This is a genomic window from Pseudomonas sp. NUPR-002, from assembly GCF_056322725.1.
Map to the genome: position 1 here is coordinate 3,062,373 of NZ_CM150476.1, position 16,048 is coordinate 3,078,420.

General features: G+C 61.8%; 12 protein-coding genes. 2 read left to right on the top strand and 10 right to left on the bottom strand.

Features of this window, described 5'->3' with window-relative positions:
• Window positions 1–9 precede the first annotated feature (9 nt).
• The 8 genes from ACVWSC_RS13930 to ACVWSC_RS13965 all read right to left on the bottom strand — a co-directional run bounded on the left by ACVWSC_RS13930 (window position 10) and on the right by ACVWSC_RS13965 (window position 9,340).
• The gene (locus ACVWSC_RS13930) at window positions 10–1,377 is read right to left on the bottom strand and encodes a DUF1329 domain-containing protein (RefSeq protein ID WP_442114167.1); all 1,368 of its coding nucleotides are present in this window, start codon (window positions 1,375–1,377) and stop codon (window positions 10–12) included.
• A gap of 24 nt (window positions 1,378–1,401) precedes the next feature.
• Window positions 1,402–3,324 carry a DUF1302 domain-containing protein gene (locus ACVWSC_RS13935; RefSeq protein WP_442114168.1) on the bottom strand — a complete coding sequence of 641 codons (1,923 nt, stop codon included), beginning with the start codon at window positions 3,322–3,324 and terminating at the stop codon, window positions 1,402–1,404.
• A gap of 114 nt (window positions 3,325–3,438) precedes the next feature.
• Complete coding sequence (locus tag ACVWSC_RS13940; RefSeq protein ID WP_442114169.1) at window positions 3,439–5,007, bottom strand: long-chain-fatty-acid--CoA ligase; 1,569 nt, start codon at window positions 5,005–5,007, stop codon at window positions 3,439–3,441.
• A gap of 143 nt (window positions 5,008–5,150) precedes the next feature.
• The gene (locus ACVWSC_RS13945; RefSeq protein WP_442114170.1) at window positions 5,151–6,293 is read right to left on the bottom strand and encodes an acyl-CoA dehydrogenase family protein; all 1,143 of its coding nucleotides are present in this window, start codon (window positions 6,291–6,293) and stop codon (window positions 5,151–5,153) included.
• A 62-nt stretch (window positions 6,294–6,355) separates the two neighbouring features.
• On the bottom strand, window positions 6,356–7,189 hold the full coding sequence (locus tag ACVWSC_RS13950; RefSeq protein WP_442114171.1) for an SDR family NAD(P)-dependent oxidoreductase: 834 nt from the start codon (window positions 7,187–7,189) through the stop codon (window positions 6,356–6,358).
• A gap of 36 nt (window positions 7,190–7,225) precedes the next feature.
• The gene (locus tag ACVWSC_RS13955; protein ID WP_442114172.1) at window positions 7,226–7,645 is read right to left on the bottom strand and encodes a MaoC family dehydratase; all 420 of its coding nucleotides are present in this window, start codon (window positions 7,643–7,645) and stop codon (window positions 7,226–7,228) included.
• Between the two features lie 11 nt (window positions 7,646–7,656).
• Window positions 7,657–8,100, bottom strand: a complete 444-nt coding sequence (locus ACVWSC_RS13960; RefSeq protein ID WP_442114173.1) for a MaoC family dehydratase N-terminal domain-containing protein — start codon at window positions 8,098–8,100, stop codon at window positions 7,657–7,659.
• 52 nt (window positions 8,101–8,152) lie between these two features.
• Window positions 8,153–9,340, bottom strand: a complete 1,188-nt coding sequence (locus ACVWSC_RS13965) for a lipid-transfer protein (RefSeq protein WP_442114174.1) — start codon at window positions 9,338–9,340, stop codon at window positions 8,153–8,155.
• 365 nt (window positions 9,341–9,705) lie between these two features.
• On the opposite strand from ACVWSC_RS13965, the gene ACVWSC_RS13970 reads away from it, so the two are divergent.
• The gene (locus ACVWSC_RS13970; RefSeq protein ID WP_442114302.1) at window positions 9,706–10,830 is read left to right on the top strand and encodes an acyl-CoA dehydrogenase family protein; all 1,125 of its coding nucleotides are present in this window, start codon (window positions 9,706–9,708) and stop codon (window positions 10,828–10,830) included.
• A 55-nt stretch (window positions 10,831–10,885) separates the two neighbouring features.
• On the opposite strand, the gene ACVWSC_RS13975 is transcribed toward ACVWSC_RS13970, so the two are convergent.
• Window positions 10,886–13,642 (bottom strand): LuxR C-terminal-related transcriptional regulator, encoded by a 2,757-nt coding sequence (locus ACVWSC_RS13975; RefSeq protein ID WP_442114175.1) that lies wholly within the window; start codon window positions 13,640–13,642, stop codon window positions 10,886–10,888.
• A 189-nt stretch (window positions 13,643–13,831) separates the two neighbouring features.
• Between ACVWSC_RS13975 and ACVWSC_RS13980 the strand changes: the two genes are divergently transcribed.
• On the top strand, window positions 13,832–15,064 hold the full coding sequence (locus ACVWSC_RS13980; RefSeq protein WP_442114176.1) for a CaiB/BaiF CoA transferase family protein: 1,233 nt from the start codon (window positions 13,832–13,834) through the stop codon (window positions 15,062–15,064).
• Here the strand turns inward: ACVWSC_RS13980 and ACVWSC_RS13985 are convergent.
• Window positions 15,034–15,930, bottom strand: a complete 897-nt coding sequence (locus ACVWSC_RS13985) for a LysR family transcriptional regulator (protein WP_442114177.1) — start codon at window positions 15,928–15,930, stop codon at window positions 15,034–15,036. The two genes, ACVWSC_RS13980 and ACVWSC_RS13985, sit on opposite strands and share 31 nt — an antisense overlap.
• Window positions 15,931–16,048 lie beyond the last annotated feature (118 nt).

The following is a 16,048-nucleotide window of genomic DNA, read 5'->3' on the forward strand; positions in this document are numbered from 1 at the left end:
TAGGGTGGGTTAGCGCACACCGGCATTGCGCAAGGCAGCCGGGGTGAAGTCGTTCAATGTCAGGGGCTGGTCGTACGTGATGGCGTGCCGGGTTTCATTGACCAGATTCATTGCCAGGTAGCGGCCCGCAACCAGGTCATAAAGGGTCACAGCGGACCAGGTATTGATGCCGTGCACGTAGTCGTTGTAGTTATGCCCCTCGGCAACCCGCCACAGCTGGCCACGGCTGTCGTAGTGGTCAACGCCTACCAGCGCCCAGGTGTCCTCGTCGAAGTACATGTGACGCTTGGCATAGATATGGCGCTGGCCAGGGCGCAGCGTGGCGACCACTTCCCAGACCCGGTGTAGCTCGTAGCGGGTGTAGTCGGGGTTGATGTGGCCGGGTTTGACGATGTCGGCATACTTGAGCGACGGCGATTGCAGCTGGTACTCGTTGTAAGGAATGTACATTTCCTTCTTGCCGATCAGCTTCCACTCGTAGCGGTCTGGCGCACCGTTGTACATGTCGCCGTTGTCGGCGGTACGCAAGCCGTCGGCAGCGGTTCCCGGCCCGTCATAGGCGACTTGTGGCGCACGACGTACACGGCGCTGGCCCGCGTTGTAGGACCAGGCCATCCGCGGTTCTTTGACCTGATCAACAGTCTCATGCACCAGCGTCACCGAACCGGCCAGGCGCGAGGGCGCGGTCACCGCCTGTTTGTAGTAGAAGAGAATATTGCTGGTGCTCTTGGCATCAGCATCGGCCATGTATTGCGGGAAACCTGCGTCATCCGTCATTTCCACCGGCGTGAACGCACCATTGACCTGGGGCACGACCTGGACGTGTTTACGGGTGAAGTTGGTGCCGCGATAGCGGGTCATGTGATTCCACACCACCTCGATGCCGGTTTTCGGAATCGGGAAGGCATACACCCGCGATTGCTCGAAGTTCTTCAGGTCGTTGCCACCGTTCAGGCTCTCGGTGGTGACTGCGCTCTTGCGCGCCGCGTCGTAGACGGCCTGAGGCGCCCAGGCGGTACGATGACTCGGGTACACCGGGATGCGGTAGGTAGTGGCATAGCGCTTGAACAGTGCCAACTGCCCAGCCGATAGTTTGTCTTTGTACTGCTCGGCAGTCGCTGCCGTGATGACGAACAGGGGCTTTTCGTCTTTGAACGGGTTACTGAGGAAACCGTTGGCGTCTACTGGCGCAGCCCCCGGTTTGAGCCCGCCGGTCCAGGCCGGAATGCTCCCATCGGCATTGCCGGCCTTTTCGCCACCCAACGGCGTCAAGGTGGTACCCAGTTGCTCAGCTTCCTGGGGAGAAACGGCGGCCAGTACGCTGGTCGCCAGCAAGGTCAGCGCTAACGCGCCGGTACGGATCAGTACGTGTTTCATTTGTCGTTCCTCTGCTGTTTGCCGTCAGAAGTTCCAGCCAAAACTGAGCGCAACGTAGTCGCGGTCACCGTTGGTGTTGAAATGCCCGCCAAAGAAGTCCGTGTAACTGAGGCTGGCGGTGTAGCTGCTCATGAAGTCAGCATCCAGGCCGACGCTCACGGCCTTCAGGCCTTCCTCGAAGTTCGGGCCGTTGCCGTCCACGTCATGGGACCAGGCCAGATTCGGCGCCAGGTTGATGCCAGCGATCACGTTCGGATAATCCAGGCGCGCACGCAGGCGGTAACCCCAGGAGTCAGTGGTGTAAAAGCCATGGCTGTTGCACTCCTGCTGCGGGTTGCTCGGCTGCAACACGTTCGCCGGTTGCCCCGGTACCGGGTTGAGTGTCCCGGCGCAGGTTGCCCGGCCAGCATCGGTGGCCAGCTGACCTGCGCCAAAAATGGTGCTGCGGCCGAAGCGCAGGTCGCTGCCATCGCTATCACCCAGGCCATTGATGCGGTTGTAGCCCACCTCCCCTACCAGGGTCAGGCGGCTGGCAGCCAGGACCTGATCGAAGAACTGCGTGGCGCTGAGCTGCGCCTGCAACACCGGCATGCGCTTGTAGCCCTGCAACGCCGTGCCGGCGCTGTTCGGTGCCCAGCCAGAGACGAACAACGGTGAGGTCGGATTGCCCACAGCGGCCAGGTTGAGGTCGGCACCGTTGAGCTGCAGCGGCATGTTCGGCCGATAACTGACTTCGCCGCCAATCGCCGTGCCCTGCAGGTTGGTGGAGAAGCTCAGGCCATAAAGGCGGATATCTTCGGGGTAAACCACGTGGTAGCTGGCCGAGCGCACCGCATTGAGCGAACCGGCCGTGGCCCCGAGGCCAGCCCCGGTCGGCGCGGTGGTGGTGGCGCGGGTGAAGTCCAGGTTGGGGTTGCGGCTGTGATAGTTGAGGTAGTAGACACTGAACTCGGTATCGCTCAGTTCCGGCACAAACCAGCGCAGGGCAAAGCCGTACTGGCCGCTGTCGCGAGCATCCTTGGTTTTGGTCCGCGGTACATAGGCATCGTCACTGCCGCTGAACGGGTTGGCGATGAGCGTGCCGCCAGCGTTGACACTGGAGCCGAGAATAGTTTGTAGATTGTTGCCAGTGTTGTTGGCAATCCCGGGAGCCAGGTCCAGGCCGGCAATCTGGGCGCGGTCAGTGCAGCCTTCCGGGGTCACATCATTGCCGAAGAAGGTACCGCAGTTATCCAGTACCGAGGGTTTCCATTCGATCTGATAGAAGGATTCCAGGTTGAGGTTTTCCGACAGCCCTTGCGAGACATAGAACATGTTCACCGGGACCAGTCCTTCCTTGACCTCCGACCCCGGCCGGCGCAGCGCCGCCACATCCACTGGGTTGATGCTGTTGATCGAGTTGCCGATGAAGGTGCTCTCGCCCCAGCTGACCACCTGTTTACCCAGGCGGATGTTGCCCGGCAAATCGGCCAGTTGATAGTTGTGGTAGATGAAGGCATCGAGGAACTGCGCGCCGGAGGCCTTCGCCTCGCGTTGCCTGCCGCTGTCGTCGATATCGTAGAAGGCGCGGTGTTCATCCTTCAGCTCGAAGTCATACCAGTATTTACCGCGCAGAAAGAGGCCGCTGTCGGCGTACTTGAGCTCAAGGTCATGGATACCCTTGAAGATCTTCGAGAAGGTTTCGCCCTTCTTGAAGTTCAGGCGGCCGTCGTCGCTGGTGCGTGAGGACGAATTGCCGCGCGCGTTCTGCGAGTTGAAGTTGGAGATAAAGTCCGGGTCCGCGCCGCGCACGGCCCAGCTCGAGCCGATAGACAACGAGGAATCGAACTGCCCTTCAAGTTCGCCAATCTGAAACTTGGCAGCATGGGCCGGGACGCTGCTGGCGGCGGCGATAGACAGGGCAAGCAGCTGCAGCGGTAAGCCGCTACGTGATACGAAATAGCTCATGGGTCGAGCTCCGCAAGAGTTGGGTGTTCACGCCGGGCAACAGGGCTCCCTGCCGGAGGCACCGACTGCGTCGTCAATCAGGGTGTGACGGGCGGCCAGGCCGCCCGTGGCCGGTCAGGAAATGCCGCGCCGGCGTCCCTCCCAGAACGGTTTGCGTAGCTCGGTCTTGAGCACTTTGCCCACGTTGGACAGGGGTAAGGCATCGCGGAACTCGACGCTGCGCGGTACTTTGTAGCCGGCGATGCGCTCACGGCAGTGGGCGACGATCCCGTCGGCACACGCGACGTGCCCGGGCTTGAGGATCACCACCGCATGCACCGTTTCGCCCCAGCGATCACTGGGGATGCCGATGACTGCACTTATAGCCACCGCCGGATGGCTGGCGATGGCGGTCTCGACTTCAGCGGAATACACGTTCTCACCGCCGCTGACGATCATGTCCTTGAGACGGTCGCAGACGTAGAGGAAGCCGTCCTCGTCCATGTAGCCGCCATCCCCCGTGTGCATCCAGCCGCCACGCAGGGCTTCGGCGGTGGCCTCAGGCTTGTTCCAGTAGCCGAGCATGACATTCGGCCCGCGTACTACGATTTCGCCCACGGTGCCGCGAGGTACCTCGCGATCCTGCCCATCGACGATGCGCACTTCAACGCAGGCATAAGGCTTGCCGGCCGAGTACATCTTGCCGCTTATGTGGTGCTCTGGCGTGTGGTACTCCGCTGTCAGGCAAGTGGCCACCGGCGCCAGCTCGGTCATGCCATAACCCTGGACAAATCCGGCTTTGGGGAACATCGTGCAAGCACGTTCCAGCAACGCTGGGGGGATGGGCGAAGCACCATAGCCCACACGCGCCAGCGAACTGAGGTCATAGTCCTGGGCAACGGGGGTGGCCTCCCGCCAATCCAGCAACATCTGGATCATGGTCGGGGCAAGGAGAATCTCATCGATTTTTTCATTGTGGATGGCCTCCAGCACCGCCTGCGGTGAGAACGCCGGCAACACCACGTGGGTACCACCACTGCTGAACAACGACACCATCGCGGCAAAATCTGCCAGATGAAACATCGGCATCGAGTGCAGAAAGCGGGTGCTAGCAGTGCAACGCCCAAGCTGCTGCGACGCCAACGAAGAGAAGGCGACATTGTTGTGGCTGAGCATCACCCCTTTCGGAAAGCCGGTGGTACCCCCGGTATAGAAGATACCGAGCAGGGCATCGCCGCCACGACGGGCGTCTTCCACCGGTTCGTTGTCGGCAATCAATTGCTCGTAGGACAGCGTGCCTTCGGGCGCGTCACCATCACCGGCATAGATCAGCACGCGCACAGTCTTCGACTCAGCCACGATGCGCTGGGCCAAATCTTTGTAATTGTCGTCCACCAGCAATACGCTGGTCTGCGAGTCGTCCAGCGAATAAATGATCTCGGCGGCACTCCAGCGGTAGTTCACCGGATTGACCACGGCATCGGCCCACGGCACGGCCTGGTAGTACTCGATGTAACGCAGCGAGTTGCTCGAGAGCATCGCCACCCGGTCACCGCTGTTCACCCCCAGTTTCTTCAACGCCCCGGCAAGTCGGGCAACGCGGTCGCCGAATTCGGCGTAGGTAATGCCGCGGCCCAGATAGCGAATCGCGGTCGCATGGGGCCTGGCCTGTAGATGGCGGTGCAGGCCTTGAGTGATATACATGCGAATCTCCTTTGTACTTGTTCTTGTTCAAGGACCGGCGAACGCAGTGCTCGCCTCGCAGCTTTTGTGCACGGTTCCGCCCGGGCGGCGTACGGACGCCGTCCAGGCGGAGGCAGCCGGTGCCTACCGACCGCCCCGGGGCCCTAGAGTGAGCGGGCCACCACCTCGCGCTGGATTTCGTTCGAACCGCCATAGATCCGCGCCACCCGGGCATCGGCCCACATGCGGCCGATGGGGTATTCGCTCATGTAGCCGTAGCCGCCGAACAACTGCAGGCAGCGGTCGAGCACTTCGCCCTGACGCTCGGTGAGCCAGAACTTGCCCATGGACGCCAGGGTGGTGTCCAGGCTGCCGTCAACCCAGCGCTGGGCGATCAGGTCGGCGAAGGTCTTGGACGCCAGCACCGTGGCCTTGGCATCCGCCAGCACGAAGCGGCTGTTCTGGAACTCGATCACCGGTTGGCCAAACGCTTTGCGATCCTTGGTGTACTCCAGGGTCAGGCGCAGGGCCCGCTCCATGACCGCAACAGCGGCAATGCCGATCTGCGCACGCTCATAAGCCAGCTGGTTCATCAACGTATAGAAACCACGCCCCTCGACACCGCCGAGGAGACAGTCTTCAGAGACCTCTACGTCATCGAAGAACATCTCCGAGGTGTCCTGGGCATGCATGCCGATCTTGTCCAGGCATTTGCCACGGCGAAAGCCCGCAGAGCGCGTGTCAACCATGAACAGGGAAATACCCTTGGCACCTTCACCGCTGTCGGTCTTGGCCACAACGAGGACCATGTCGCAGGTCTGACCGTTGGAAATAAAGGTCTTGGCGCCGTTGATCACATACTTGTCGCCCTTCTTCACTGCACGCGTACGCACCGACTTCAGGTCGGAACCGGCCCCCGGCTCGGTCATGGCGATGGCGCAGATGACTTCGCCGGTACCGATCCTAGGCAACCACTGCAGTTTCTGCGCCTCGGTGCCGGAATCAAGGATGTACTTGGCGACGATATGGCTCAGGCCGGTGCCCAGGCCGCCACCGTTGGCGGCCATGGTCTGCAGCACGCAAATGTAATGCCCGGCATGTCCGCCCGCACCGCCGTACTCTTCAGGAAAGTCTGGCAGGATCAGCCCCAACTCACCGGCCTTGAGCCAGGCGCTACGATCGGCATAGTGCTGCTCGCGCCATTTCAGTTCATAAGGCTCGATGAATTCCCGGGCAAAACGTTCGACCATGTCCTTGAACGACTCAAGGTCCTCGGTCAACCAGGGGGAACGGTAGTTTTCCAGCATGCTCAACACCTCAAATTCTCAGGAGGGCAGCCGCCAGGCGGCTGCCGTAACCGGACAACGCCTTAGAAGTTCGAACCTGGTCCACCGCCGCAGAACAGGGTCTGCCCGGACAGGTAGTTGGATTCCGGCAGACACAGCATGACCACCGAGCCTGCGGCCTCCACTGGCGTGCCCGGACGGCCCAGGGGAATCCCGGCCTTGGCTTTTTCCACCAGTTGCTGACTGATACCGACCTTGATTTCACGGCCTTCGATGTTCACTGTGGCGCTTTCAGCACCGGCGAACGGCACAGTCAGGCGCGTCTCGATATGACCGTAAGCGACTGCGTTGACGTTGACTTTGAGGCGGCCCCACTCTTTAGCCAGGGTTTTGGTCAGGCCCAGGATGCCGGCCTTGGCCGAGGAGTAGTTGATCTGGCCGACGTTACCGCCAGCAGAGCCGGAAGAAATATTCACCACCTTGCGGAACACTTCCTTGCCCTCGGCTGCCTCGGCCTTGGCGGCGGCGCTGATCACCGGGTAGGCGGCGCGCAGGATACGGAACGGTGCGGTGAGGTGGCAGTCAATGATCGCGTACCACTGCTCGTCGGTCATTTTCTGGATCACGTTGTCCCAGGTGTAACCGGCGTTGTTGACGATGATATCGATGGCGCCGTAGTGCTTGACTGCGGTCTGCACGAAACGGTCGGCGAAGTCCGCGGCGGTCACGCTACCGACACAAGCAACAGCGTCGCCGCCTGCGGCACGGATCTCGGCCACCACCTCTTCTGCCGGCGCGGCGTCCAGATCATTGACCACCAGCTTGGCGCCAAGGGCGGACAGTTGCAGCGCGACTTCACGACCAATACCGCGACCGGAGCCAGTGACCAGGGCGACTTTGCCTTCAAGCTTTTTCATTGTTCTGTTCCTGCAATCTGGAAAATGGGAGTGCAATCAGGCGAGGGCGACAACGGCCTCACCGACCAGCTTGTCTTCGCCGTACTGGTTGGCGCAGCGAATGGCCAGACGTACACGCTTCTCGCCATTGGCCTCGAACTTCTCGGTGACGGTACCGGTGCAAGTAGGCACATGACCCAGTTGGGTGATCCCGGTAAAACGCACCGACATTTCCCGCAGTTGTGCCTGCGGCACCCAGTTGGTCAGCAGACGGCCCAGGTAGGCAGCCGAGAGCATGCCGTGGGCGAACACATCGGGTTGACGCGCTTTGCGGGCGAAGTCGATGTCGATGTGAATCGGGTTGTGGTCACCGGAAGCGCCGGCGTACAGCGCCAGAGTGGTGCGGTTGATGGCCGGCAGCTTCAGCTCAGGGATCTGCGCGCCAACGGTGATGTCGTTGTAGTTCGGAACGGTCATGGCGGTTCTCCTTAGCTGCGGTGTACGAGCGAGTTGCGCACGTCGGCGACATGCTCACCGTGCTGGTTGGTGACCTTGGTTTCCTGCACTACGAACTGCAGGGCGCCACCCTTCTTTTCATACACATCGACGATATGAGTCTCTGCAGTCAGGACATCGCCGGCATAGACCATCTGGTGGTACACAAAGGACTGCTCGGCATGCAGGATTTTGCCCAGGTCCCACTCCAGTACGCTCATCAACCCCTGGATGTCGCCGCGCAGTTCGCTGAGCAAAGGCATCAGGAAGGTCGGCGGAATCGGCAGCGACTGGTGACCTTCGTCTTTGGCCGCGGCCAGGTCGCTGTACAGCGGATTGGTTTCGCCGATGGCTTTGGCGAAGAACTTCAGCTTGCCCTTTTCCACTTCGACGCTACCTTGCGCCGTCTGCCTTCCGATCAGACTCTTGTCTGCCATGTTTCATGACTCCTCTTGTTGTCTGGCGCGCCCATCGAGGGCGCGCAGGGGTTCAGTTGCGGCCGTAAAGCGTCACCACACAGGCGCCGCCCAGGCCGAGGTTGTGTTGCAGGGCGATGTTCACGCCCTCCACCTGGCGTCGGTCGGCACTGCCGCGCAGTTGATGCGTCAGCTCGTAGCACTGCGCCAGGCCAGTGGCGCCCAACGGATGCCCCTTGGAAAGCAAGCCACCGGAGGGGTTGGTGACCACTTGCCCGCCGTAGGTGTTGTCGCCATCGAGGACAAAGCGCTCGCCCTCACCCACCGGGCACAAGCCCAGGGCTTCATAGGTCAGCAGTTCGTTGTGGGCGAAGCAGTCGTGCAGCTCGACTACTTGCAAGTCTTGCGGGCCGATAGCGGCCGCTTCGTAAACCTGAGCGGCGGCAGCCTGGGCCATGTGGAAGCCGGCATAGGCAATCAATGAAGGTGGCTCGAAAGACGCCACTGGGTCGGTGCTCATGGCCTGAGCAAGGATCGCGACATCCGTGCGCAGGCCATGCTTTCTGGCGAAGGCTTCGCTGCACACGATCGCGGCCGCCGCACCGCAGGTCGGCGGGCACGCCATCAACCGCGTCATTACCCCGGGCCACATGAGTTTGTCGTTCATCACCTCTTCGGTGCTGACCACGTTCTTGAACAGCGCCAGCGGGTTGTTGGCGGCGTGGCGGCTGGCCTTGGCGCGGATGGCGGCGAAGGTTTCCATGCGCGTACCATACTTCTGCATGTGCTCGCGGCCGGCACCGCCAAAAGTGCGCAAGGCCTGCGGCAGCTCGGCGACGTCCGCAGTCAGGTCTTCCATGACATGCACCACACTGGCGCGGGTCCGTGGGCGGTCATCCCAGTGAGATTTCAAAGCACCGGCCTGCATTTGCTCAAAACCCACGGCCAGGGCGCACTCCACCTGACCACTGGCAACCGCAGCGCGAGCCAGATACAGCGCAGTGGAGCCGGTGGAGCAGTTGTTGTTTACGTTGACGATCGGGATGGCGCTGCGCCCTACCTCATACAGGGCCGTCTGGCCGCAGGTGGAGTCGCCGTAGACATAGCCGGCGAAAGCCATCTGTACCTTGTCGTAGCCAATGCCGGCATCGCGCAGTGCCAGGCGTACCGCCTCGGCGCCCATGTCGGTGTAGCTCGGGCTGGCTCCGGGTTTGCTGAAGGGGATCATGCCCACGCCTGCCACAATGACTTTGCCGCTCATCTATTTCGCTCCTACGAACCTATCCATCCCGGCCGGTGATCACCTGCTTCGGGCGTTGTGGTTCCCATGCTGGAGCAGTACAGCGACTTCAAGCGACCGTCGAAGGGATGAACTTGCCACGCCAGTGGATGGCGTTCGAACGAACCAATTGCGGGCGCTACACATCGTCCACTGATACTGCCTGCGCCCTGCCATCGTTCGAACGACCGACCGCCCTCGGCCGGCCTGCTTCATCCGTTCAGCGGAGGCGATGGATAAGGCGCTGCGCCTAGCATGGAGGGCCCCAGACGTCCTGTGCGTGGACGTCGTAGCGTCGTAGCCACTGAGAGCGAGGATTACCCGTGAGCGAATACCGACCGTCCTGGATGTCCGAAGACCTGGCGATGTTCCAGGCCAGCGTGCGTCGTTTTGCTGCAGAAGAGCTGGTGCCCCATGAAGAGCGCTGGGCCAAACAGCAGCATGTCGACCGCGCCACTTGGCTTAAGGCCGGGAGCCTCGGCATATTGTGCCCGGCCATTCCCGAGGCGTATGGCGGCGGCGGTGGCAACCATGCCTTCAATGCCGTGGTCGGTTACGAACTGGCACGCGCCATCGCTACCAGCATCGGTACTAACGTCCATAGTGCTATCAGTGCCCACTATCTGTTGCGTTATGCCAGCGAGGAACAAAAGCAAAAGTGGTTGCCGAAAATGGCCACAGGCGAATTGGTCTGTGCTATCGCTATGACCGAGTCGGGCGCCGGCACGGACCTGCAACGCATCAAGACCAAAGCGTTGCGCGATGGCGATCACTATGTGATCAACGGCTCCAAGACCTTTATCACCAATGGCCATCTGGCGGACCTGGTGTTGCTGGTGTGCAAGACTGACCCGAGCCTGGGCGCCAAGGGCATCTCTATCATCGTGCTGGAAACCGCCGACCTGCCGGGCTTCCGGCGCGGACGGATCCTGGAAAAGATCGGCCAGAAAGGCCAGGACACCGCCGAGCTGTTTTTCGACGACGTCTGTGTGCCGGTGAGCAACCTGCTGGGCGCCGTAGAGGGGCAGGGTTTTGTCCAGCTCATGCAGCAGTTGCCCGAAGAGCGTATGTTCATCGCCATGAATGCGCTTGGCTCAATGGAGCGCGCCGTGGAGGAAACCATCGCCTACACGCGCGACCGCAAGGTGTTCGACAAGCCTTTGCTGGACATGCAGAACACACGCTTCAAACTGGCGGAAATGCAAACCACGGTGAGTGTCGCGCGCGCCTTCGTTGACCAGTGCATGACCAAGATGATCAGCCACGAACTCGACTCGACCACCGCCGCCATGGCCAAGTGGTGGGTGAGCACCCAAGCCTGCGAAATCATCGACGAGTGCCTGCAACTGCACGGTGGCTATGGCTACATGCTCGAGTACCCGATTGCCCGGCTGTACATCAACACCCGTCCGATGCGCATCTACGGCGGCTCCAACGAAGTCATGAAAGAGCTGATCGCCCGCACCCTGTGACCCGCAGGCAACCGCTGGCTGCGGCCACGCGGTTGCCCATGGCCCGGCTATCGCCCTAATCGCGCTCCGCGCGCGCCGCCTTGAGGTCGCGCAGACAAGCGATTGCCTCGTCGCGGCTGTTGACCCCGAGCTTCTGGAAGATGTTCTTCATGTGCCATTTGACCGTCTCTGGCGAGACATTGAGCACACGAGCGATCTTCTTGTTGGGCAACGCCTGCGCCACCAATTCGAGTACTTCGGTTTCACGCTGACGCAAGCCGCCCAAAGGGGCGTCCGGCGCTAAGCTGCTGTCGCGCTTTTCCACCTCCTCGCCCAGGCCCAGCAGGCGCTGGGCGTAGCGATCAAGGACCGGATCCAGCGCGGTTGTGCCCCGCAGTTCCTCAATCAGTGCCGTGACCTGCGGTGCGACATCCAGCAAGCTGCGGTGCAAGCCCAGGCGATGCCCTTGGCGCAGCGCTTCCAAGGTATGTTGCAGCGCCTCATCCGCCTGCCCGGCGCCACGTTCGCCGAGGGCCAACTGCAGCGTCACGGCCACCACTCGACGCAGCCGGCCTTGTTCCTGGGAAAGACGTATTACCGGCATGGCAGTGCTCACCACCTCGGTCCAGCGCGCTTCGCTCAGGGCCACCATCAGTCGGGCGCGCTCCACCAGCATGTGCACTTCTGCATCCATGCCCTGCAATAGCGAGTTAGCGTCAAGTGCCTGCAAGCGCGCAAAACTGGCTTTGGACAGTTCTGTCTGCCCTCTGAGCAACTGATGCCGCAGGCGCAGGAACAGTGCATAGGCCAGCAGGCGCTTGAGCCCGTCACGCTCTGCATAGGTCTCAAGCCGATCCAGGCAGGCGTCGGAGGCATCGCGGCGACCCAGTTGCCAAAGGGCTTCGGCACGCACGCAGAGCACCTGAAACACCGTGTCGGGGATGGAGATGCGCTCTAGCAGAGCAAGGCGCGGCTCCATCATCTGCAGCGCGGCCTCGCACTGGTTCTGCTCGTACAACGAGATCGCCAGTAAACCAGCGGCCATCCCGGCAACGATGACATAGCCCGCGCCTTGACACTGCGCCTCCTCCAGAACATCCCGAAAAATGTGTTCCGCCTGGTACAGGCGCCCTTCCATGGCTTGGCTCATGCCAGCCAGACAGCGTGCCATAAGACTGCGTCGTGGCGAACCTGCCGGCCGGTCGCTTTCCTCCAGAATCGCCCGGGCCTGCTCGAACTGGCCTTGATACATCGCCAGCCAGGCCAGGTTGATCGCCCGCCCGGTGTGAATGAAGTCGTCGACATCTTCGGGAATAGCCTGCAGCGCCGGCGCCAGCCGCTCCATTGTCAAGCTGTCGTCCAGGTGCAGAGCCCTTTCGGCATACAGCAGCGTCAACGCATGGCACTGCTGAGGTTCCAGACGCTGGCGTTGGGCCTCCAGGTACGCCAGGTTCTTTTGCAGTTCAGCGAAATTGCGTGCATAAAGCTGCAAATGAGCCATCAGAATGCGCAGGCCCAGACGCTGATTCAATGCCTCGTCCGGTAGACGCCGCAGCAAACCGGACAACTGCGCCAAGTTGCCCCGCGAAAGCAGTTCGCTCGCGCAGCCTTCAATGATATCGGCAGCAACCTGCGGATCGCCTGCCTGCACGGCATGGCGCACCGCCTCGTCGACATGGCCGCGGCAGTAGAACCAGTCGCGAGCGATGGCATGCAACGCTTGCAGATCGGCCCCCTGTTGCGGCATGCGGGCGCGCAGTACCTCGCGCAGCAGCGGATGCAGACGGTACCAGGTTTCCCGGTCATGGCTCTTGACCTGTGTGATGAACAGATCACCGTTATCCAGGCGTGCCAGGCGGTTCAGTATCCTCGGCAGGGACTGCGGCGCGCCCAGCAGCGTCGCGCATAGCGAGGCGCAGAAACGGTTGCAAATCGACGCCACGCTTAGCGCAGCAAGATCCTCACTGGCAAGGCGGGTCAACACTTCGCGCTCGAAGTAGTCGCCGAAGGCACTGGCGTCACGCATTTCCACTGGCAGGAAGTGGTTGCCCTGCTTGGCTTTGAGGTCGAGCGCGAACAACTGCAAGCCGGCGACCCAGCCATCGGTCAGAGCGTGCAGACGCTCGACTTCATGCGGGTCAATTTGCGCGAACTGTTCGCGCAGAAAGCGTGCCGACTCCTCCAGGCTGAAGCGCAGGTCACGCAGGTCGAATTCGCTCAGCAGGCCTTGAGTGCGCAGGCGCGCCAACAGTTGCGGCAGCGCCACCGGATGGCGTGTGCCCAGCACCAGATGAAAATTGCTTGGGGCGTATTCCAGAAGGTTTTGCAGGAGCAGCAGCAAGCGCGGTTCTTCCAGGTGGTGCAGGTCATCGACCATCAACACCAGGTCGCGGGCTGGTTGCCATGAGGCCAGTCCCTGAGCCAGGGTGATCGCCCAGTTTTCCAGCGCCAGTTCGTCGCTGTCGCGCCCGAGCAAAAGACTGGCTTCCCGGACCAGCTCGGGGCTGACCTCGGCCAGGCTAGCCAGCAAGCAATCAGCAAACCGCGTCAGCTCGTTGTCCTCGGCCATCAGCGACAACCAAGCGACCTCGAAATTGAGCGGCAACAGTGCGCGGCGCCAGGCCAGTAGCGTGCTGGTCTTACCTGAGCCGGCCGGTCCCTGGATCACCACACAACGCTGGCGCCGAGCCTCCAACAGGCGGGCCAGCAAGGATTCCCGTGGCACCATACGGCGCGCGCCGCGTGGCGGCACGACCTTGGTATCGGGAATCGATTGGGCGAGGTGCTCCGGGAAGGAATGGGCACGCTGGCCGGGCGCAGGGGAATCAGACATACGGCTTTCTCGTTCTTATGTAGCTGCAGTTTAAAGCGAGTTCCGGGCAAATGCCGATACGCGATTAGTATGGAGCGAGACAAAAAAAGTATTTCCTCGGCTCGCTGGCCGTCCCTAGGATCCTCACACCCCCTCAGGAACCTGCCAAATGTCCTGCGTCACTCTCCTCCTTGCTTGGCAACTACGCTGATGAGCGGTCCACTCGCTGGTATCCGCATTATCGACATGACCAGCGTGTTGATGGGACCCTACGCCACACTATTGCTCGGCGACCTGGGCGCGCAGGTGATCAAGGTGGAAGCCCCCGGCGGTGACACGGTGCGCAATATCGGGCCCGCCCGTCACCCAGGTATGGCAGGGGTATTTCTGCAGGCCAACCGGGGTAAACGCAGTGTGGTTCTCGACCTTAAGTCGGCACAGGGCCGCGAAGCATTGCTACGCCTGGCTGCCAGCGCCGATGTACTGATCTACAACGTCCGCCCGCAAGCTATGGCACGCCTTGGCCTTGACCATAGCAGTGTAGCGGCGGTCAATCCACGTATCCTCTACGTCGGGGTCTACGGCTATGGCCAGCAAGGTCCTTATGCCGCCAAGCCGGCCTACGATGACCTGATCCAGGGTGCGGTAGCCTTGCCTACCCTCGCTCTGCAAGCAGGTGCCGAGGTACCGCGTTATGTGCCCTGCGCAATGGCCGACCGCATCGTCGGCATGAGCGCGGTCAACGCAGTGACGGCCGCCCTCTTTCACCGTCAGCGCACGGGTCAGGGCCAGGCCATCGAAGTGCCGATGTTCGAGACCATGGCCCAGTTCGTTCTCGGCGACCACCTAGGTGGCTTGAGCTTCGACCCGCCGACAGGCCCGGCAGGCTACGCGCGCCTGCTCAACGAGCATCGCCGGCCCTACGCGACGCTTGATGGTTATCTGTGCGTGATGCTTTACAACGACCAGCACTGGCGACGCTTTCTGGCTTTGGCCGGTAAACCCGGCCTGATGGAGCAAGACCCGCGCTTTGCCAATATCGGCCGACGCACCGAGCATATCCACGCCTTGTACGCACTGGTTGAGCAGATCCTCGCTACGCAAACCACCGCCCACTGGCGCGCAGTGCTGGAACAGGCGGATATTCCGGTGATGCCCCTGCACACCGTGGAATCGCTGTTGCAGGACCCGCACCTGCAGGCCGTAGGCTTCTTCGAACATATCGAGCACCCGAGCGAAGGCCAAGTGCTGTCCATGGCAGTGCCCTCGCGCTGGTCCGTTTCCCAACCACAGCCTGGACGCGCCGCCCCGCGCCTAGGCGAGCACAGCCAGGAAGTGCTCGCCGAAGTCGGCTATGACGATGCCCAGATCCAGGCCATGGCCGCGCTTGGCATCACCTGTTTGGACAGCTCTCAGCCAATACCGGCGACGACAAGCGCCTGATCGATGAAATGCTGAGCGGTGGGAGTAATCGCCTCAGGCATCACCGCCATTGCGGTCCCCACTTGAAAAACGTCGTTGCCGGCGACCAATGGCACAAGGCGCAATGCCTCGCCACACAAGCGCGCCGCGGACTCCGGCACAAGGGCCAGGCCCACCCCTCCCTCCACCAGCCCCAACATGGTCTGCACCTGAACCGCCTCCTGGATGATCCGCGGCCGTACGCCCAGCTGCTGGAAAGCCTGCAGTGTCAGCAGGTGCATCGTCGATGAGCGGGTGCGGGAGTAAATGATGAATGGCTGGTCCTCCAGGGCCTGTAACGCTACTTCGCCAAGCCCGGCGAACACCGAATCAGCCGGTACGGCGAGCATCATGCGTTCGCGTTTGAGCAAGGTGATGCTTGCCGGACTGGTAAGCAGCACCGGAAAACGCACAAAGGCCACGTCCAGCGAGTGCTCCTGCAGACGGCGCAGTAAATCGCTGGTAGACGACTCCTCCAGCGACAGTCCGACCTGAGGGAAGCGTTTGCGATACTCCCGTAGAATCTGCGGCAGCAGTCCGTGAGAGGCCGAACCTACGCAACCCAACCTCAACTGCCCCTGCTCCCCCAGTGTCAGCTCGCGGGCAGTACGACGCAATTCCTCGGCATGAAACAGGGTCCGCCGTGCCAGGCCCAACAGGGTATGACCCGCTGTCGTCAGTTGCAGGCCGCTGGGCAGGCGTTCGAACAGCAACAGGCCGAGCTCGCCTTCCAGCTTCTTGATCGACGTCGACAGTGGCGGCTGGGCCATGTGCAGGCGTTCCGCGGCGCGATGAAAGTTGAGGGTGTCGGCGAGCACCAGTAGCTGCCTGAGCTGGCGGAGTTCCATAGAAAGAGCCCTTGCATAGAGGTATCGGCCGATCCGAATCCAGTATTGGACCCATCGATCAGCGCATTGCACATTGAAGCCAACCACGGTACCCACGCGGGTGGGCGCCATCCTTTCG

Coding starts and splice junctions, on each gene's coding strand:
- ACVWSC_RS13985 (WP_442114177.1), bottom strand. CDS start 15,930: ATGGAACTCCGCCAGCTCAGGCAGCTACTGGTGCTCGCCGACACCCTC.
- ACVWSC_RS13930 (WP_442114167.1), bottom strand. CDS start 1,377: ATGAAACACGTACTGATCCGTACCGGCGCGTTAGCGCTGACCTTGCTG.
- ACVWSC_RS13970 (WP_442114302.1), top strand. CDS start 9,706: ATGTCCGAAGACCTGGCGATGTTCCAGGCCAGCGTGCGTCGTTTTGCT.
- ACVWSC_RS13975 (WP_442114175.1), bottom strand. CDS start 13,642: ATGTCTGATTCCCCTGCGCCCGGCCAGCGTGCCCATTCCTTCCCGGAG.
- ACVWSC_RS13980 (WP_442114176.1), top strand. CDS start 13,832: ATGAGCGGTCCACTCGCTGGTATCCGCATTATCGACATGACCAGCGTG.
- ACVWSC_RS13965 (WP_442114174.1), bottom strand. CDS start 9,340: ATGAGCGGCAAAGTCATTGTGGCAGGCGTGGGCATGATCCCCTTCAGC.
- ACVWSC_RS13950 (WP_442114171.1), bottom strand. CDS start 7,189: ATGAAAAAGCTTGAAGGCAAAGTCGCCCTGGTCACTGGCTCCGGTCGC.
- ACVWSC_RS13960 (WP_442114173.1), bottom strand. CDS start 8,100: ATGGCAGACAAGAGTCTGATCGGAAGGCAGACGGCGCAAGGTAGCGTC.
- ACVWSC_RS13935 (WP_442114168.1), bottom strand. CDS start 3,324: ATGAGCTATTTCGTATCACGTAGCGGCTTACCGCTGCAGCTGCTTGCC.
- ACVWSC_RS13940 (WP_442114169.1), bottom strand. CDS start 5,007: ATGTATATCACTCAAGGCCTGCACCGCCATCTACAGGCCAGGCCCCAT.
- ACVWSC_RS13945 (WP_442114170.1), bottom strand. CDS start 6,293: ATGCTGGAAAACTACCGTTCCCCCTGGTTGACCGAGGACCTTGAGTCG.
- ACVWSC_RS13955 (WP_442114172.1), bottom strand. CDS start 7,645: ATGACCGTTCCGAACTACAACGACATCACCGTTGGCGCGCAGATCCCT.